Below are 347 nucleotides of genomic sequence, written 5' to 3' on the forward strand. Positions count from 1 at the left end.
GTCGCTGTCGATCCAGGGGCAGTTCTACGTGCTGTGGCCGCTGCTGCTCACCCTGGCGGTCGTGGCCGCGGCCCGCTCGCGCCTGACCGTGCGCGGGGCGGTGCTCGCCGTCGCCGGGGGCGTCTTCGTCCTGTCGCTGGCCTACTCGGTGTGGGTGACCGCGGTCGACCAGCCGTGGGCCTACTTCGACACGGGGGCGCGCCTGTGGGAGCTGGCCTTCGGCGCTGCGCTCGCCGTGGTGGTCGGGCACATCGTGCTGCCCGTGGGGGTGCGCGTCGTGCTCGGGTGGGCCGGCCTGATCGCGCTCCTGCTGTGCGGGGCGCTGGTGCCGGTCTCGACGATGTTCC

At 74.1% G+C, this 347-nt stretch carries 1 pseudogene; it reads left to right on the top strand.

The features are described from left to right. A pseudogene (locus IDM40_RS27810) lies at window positions 1–347 on the top strand (acyltransferase family protein); the annotation flags it as partial.

This window comes from Nocardiopsis coralli, from assembly GCF_014892575.1.
GTDB classification, from domain to species: Bacteria; Actinomycetota; Actinomycetes; order Streptosporangiales; family Streptosporangiaceae; genus Nocardiopsis; species Nocardiopsis coralli.